Annotated in this window: 3 protein-coding genes; all 3 read left to right on the forward strand. The window is 44.6% G+C overall.

Annotated features, from left to right (window positions below; genetic code table 11):
• The first annotated feature begins 233 nt into the window (after window positions 1-233).
• The 3 genes from QUA07_RS29575 to QUA07_RS29585 all read left to right on the forward strand — a co-directional run bounded on the left by QUA07_RS29575 (window position 234) and on the right by QUA07_RS29585 (window position 3,613).
• Window positions 234-1,490: an ABC transporter substrate-binding protein gene (locus tag QUA07_RS29575; protein ID WP_333332743.1), complete on the forward strand. Its 1,257-nt coding sequence runs from the start codon at window positions 234-236 to the stop codon at window positions 1,488-1,490.
• 162 nt (window positions 1,491-1,652) lie between these two features.
• Window positions 1,653-2,603, forward strand: a complete 951-nt coding sequence (locus QUA07_RS29580; protein WP_333243435.1) for a branched-chain amino acid ABC transporter permease — start codon at window positions 1,653-1,655, stop codon at window positions 2,601-2,603.
• 74 nt (window positions 2,604-2,677) lie between these two features.
• The gene (locus QUA07_RS29585; protein WP_333332746.1) at window positions 2,678-3,613 is read left to right on the forward strand and encodes a branched-chain amino acid ABC transporter permease; all 936 of its coding nucleotides are present in this window, start codon (window positions 2,678-2,680) and stop codon (window positions 3,611-3,613) included.
• Window positions 3,614-3,864: the final 251 nt, after the last annotated feature.

Here is a 3,864-nt window from a genome sequence, read left to right on the forward strand (position 1 = left end):
CGCAAGGTGTTGTCAAGCGTTTTGTGAAAATATTTTTGAGTTTTTGGGGAACCTATACACAGTAAAGGTTTGAGCTGCTGATTTCCGATCCTGCCTCCGCTGGCTGACTCCTCTTTCCGGGAAGGGGTCTTTTTTTTGGGCAAGATTGGACTTTTGAGGGGAGTATCTACCGCGCATGGGTAGAATATCTTTACGTGTAGCTGTTTTATATATAGATGTTCGATCGCCCGCTCATGAAAAAACTTATAGCCCGCCCTAGTGGCTTATTCATTACCTGCGCTTCACTGCTGATCGCTTGCAGTCAGACGAACACTCCCCAAACCTCTACTATCGCATCTCCGGCGACTTCGCCATCTCCCGGTGCTTCGCCAGAGGCTTCGCCTGGGGGGAGATCCAACACTATATCTATAGGTATTGGGGTGGCCCAAACTAGCAATGTGGCTTTACTAGGTCAGGAACAGGTAGCTGGCGCGGAAATTGCCCAGAAGTATTTCAACGATAAGGGCGGTGTGGATGGGACGCCGATTAGACTGGTGTTCCAAGATACGGGTGGAGATGAACAAGGGACGATCAATGCCTTCAACACTCTGATCAATCAGGATAAGGTGGTAGGTATTGTGGGGCCGACCCTCTCGCAACAAGCCTTTAGTGCTGATCCGATCGCCGATCGAGCAAAAGTTCCCGTACTCGGACCCTCCAACACCGCTAAAGGAATTCCCCAGATTGGCGATTATGTGGCCAGAGTCTCCGCCCCTGTGGCAGTGGTAGCACCTAATGCAGTTAAAGCTGCACTGAAGCAAAATCCCAATATTAAGAAAGTAGCCGTGTTTTTTGCTCAGAATGATGCTTTTAGCAAATCTGAGACTGAAACTTTTCAGACAACGGTTAAAGATATGGGACTGGAATTGGCAACAGTCCAAAAATTCTTGACTACTGATACAGATTTCCAATCTCAAGCTACTAACGCGATCAATGTCAACCCCGATTTGATAATTATTTCCGGGCTGGCAGCCGATGGAGGCAATTTAATTAAGCAATTGCGGGAGTTGGGATACAAAGGCGTTATCATTGGGGGCAACGGTCTGAATACTTCTAATGTATTTCCTGTTTGTAAAGCACTCTGTGATGGAGTTTTGATTGCCCAAGCCTACAGCCCGGAATATGAAAATGAAGTTAATAAAGCTTTTCGGGATGCTTATCGCGCTCAATTCAAGAAAGAACCGCCTCAATTTAGCGCACAAGCTTTTACGGGCGTACAAGTTTTTGTTGAGTCATTAAAGGCAATTAATGCTAAGTCTAAGATTAGCGAAAAGCCTTTGGCAGAATTGCGTACAAATTTAAATCAGCAGTTGTTGAGTGGTAATTACGATACGCCTTTGGGGGAAATTTCTTTTACGCCTGAAGGTGAGATTAATCAGAAAGAGTTTTATGTGGCACGGATTAAGATGGAGGCTGATGGCAATAATGGTAAGTTTGAGTTTTTGAAATGAAGGCACGATACGGATTTTGACACAGATACACGGATGAGTTATTGAGTGTGAGTCTGAGGTTAAACCCGCTGCCCCCAAGGGGGGAATTCAGAAGTCAGAGTAAAAATTGTATGCTGTTTGTTTTTGAATGATTTAATGTTGATGCCGAATCTCTAACTGGTGATGGACTTAACTCTGTTTTTGCAACAATTTTTAAATGGTTTGTCGATCGGCAGCGTGTATGCTATTTTTGCCCTGGGATACACGCTGGTCTTTTCTATTCTCGGAATTATTAATTTTGCTCACGGTGCAGTATTTACGTTGGGTGCTTATTTCACCTATGCGCTGATGGGAGGTACTTTCGGTTTTAATGGGTTGTGGGCTAATGCTCGAATTCCCGTGCAGTTGCCTTTTGCTGTGGCATTAATTTTGGGAAGTGTCATGGCTGGTTTGGTGGGAGTAATTGTTGAACGAATTGCTTTTTTGCCTTTGCGTCGCCGACTCTCTGATCCTCTGCTGACGGTGGTTTCTAGTTTGGGTGTGGCGGTGGCAATCGCCAATATTATCCAATATCTAGTAGGTGCGGAAATTTACACTTTTCCTGCTAACACTTACGGCTATTTACCTGCTGCAATTAACTTCGGGACAGCGGATAAACCTATTCCGATTCGGACTGTTCAAATAGTGATTTTTGTGGTGTCAGTTGCGATTGTGGCTGTCTTAACTTACTTAATTAATTTCACTAAATTTGGCAAAGCAATGCAGGCTGTGGCTGAAGATGCGACAACTTCTAGTTTATTGGGGATTGATACTGATAGGTACATTGTGTTGACGTTTTTTGTGAGCAGTTTTCTGGCTGGTTTGGCGGGGAGTTTGGTCGGTTCTAGTGTGAGTATTGCTGGGCCGTATTTTGGTATTGCTTTTGGTTTGAAAGGTTTGGCGGTGATTGTACTTGGTGGGTTGGGGAGTATTCCTGGGGCAGTTTTGGGAGGTTTTATAATTGGTTTGGTGGAGGCTTTTGTGCCTGGAGATTTTTCGGCTTATAAGGATGCTGTTGCTTTTGCTATATTGTTTATTATGCTATTGGTTAGACCGCAGGGTTTGTTGGGACGGCGTTTGATTCAGAAGGTGTAAGATAATTCGGCGATTGAAATCGCTTAAGAGTCAAACTAAGTCCCTCTCCTAGAGACTAAGAAATAAAAAAATTTATGAATGAATTTTTTACTACTTACGGGTTTTTGATTGTCTCGATGTTGTTGGGTGCAATGTTGGGAATGTCCCTGTATTTGCCTTTAATGACTGGACAGTTGTCTCTGGCTAGCCCTGGTTTTTATGCTTTGGGTGGGTATATTGCGGCGATTTTATCTACAACGGTTTTTCAACAGACAGGGGGTTTATTTCCACTGCCATTGCTGTTGGTGGAGATGATAATTGCAGGGGTTGTTTCGGGGTTGCTGGGGATTTTGGTGGGAATTCCGGCGCTGCGGTTAAGTGGGATTTATTTGGCGATCGCAACTATTGCTTTTGTGGAAATTTTGCGGGTTTTATCGCTGAATTTAGATATCACTGGCGGGGCTGTGGGCATTTTTGGGATTCCGCAACCGTTTGCGACGCCGATCGAGTATTTGTGGATTGTACTACCTTTACTGTTGGTCAGTATGGCGATGGTCTATCGTCTGGAACGGATTCGGGTGGGGCGGGCTTTTGCCGCGATTCGGGCTGATGAGTTGGCGGCGGATGCGATCGGCATTAACCCAACTTTTTATAAGGTTTTGGCTTTCACGTTAGGTGCTGTTTTAGCTGGTGTTGTGGGTGCTGTTAGTGCCCATTTCCTGAATACTTGGAATGCCCGTCAAGGTACTTTTGATGCTAGTATTATTTACTTGACTTCTGTGTTGATTGGTGGTAGTAGGAGTTTTCTGGGAGCAGTTTTGGGTGGGATGGTGTTTACTGCTTTGCCGGAGGTTTTGAGGGGAATGGGGACTATTCAGGGATTGCCGGTTTGGTTGGCGCAATTTCTGCGGGATGGGCGGTTAATTATTTTTGGGTTGTTGATTGTTTTGGGGACGATCTTTTTTCCGCAAGGTTTGGTTACGCCGGAGTTGTTGAAGAGGTGGAAGAAGGGCGATCGTACTTCTGTTTAAAATTAGATGTTGAGTACAGAAAGGTGCGATCGCCAACTTGATGACTTAAAATAAAGGAAAGAGCGATCACCCTGTCGGTGAAAAAAGATCGAGTACGATCGCATCTTTCTGTATCATCTCCTGTTGTTTGGTGAGAGGTCGTTGCTCCTAAGTGATCGTTACCAAACTTACTACTTACAGCGTTTCCCGCTGTTATGAGGTACAGTAGCAGCAATTAGCAAACCAATTTCTTAAATGTTTAGGGTTCATTA

The organism is Microcoleus sp. T3_A4 (genome assembly GCF_036700465.1).
In the GTDB taxonomy this organism is placed as follows: Bacteria; Cyanobacteriota; Cyanobacteriia; order Cyanobacteriales; family Microcoleaceae; genus Microcoleus.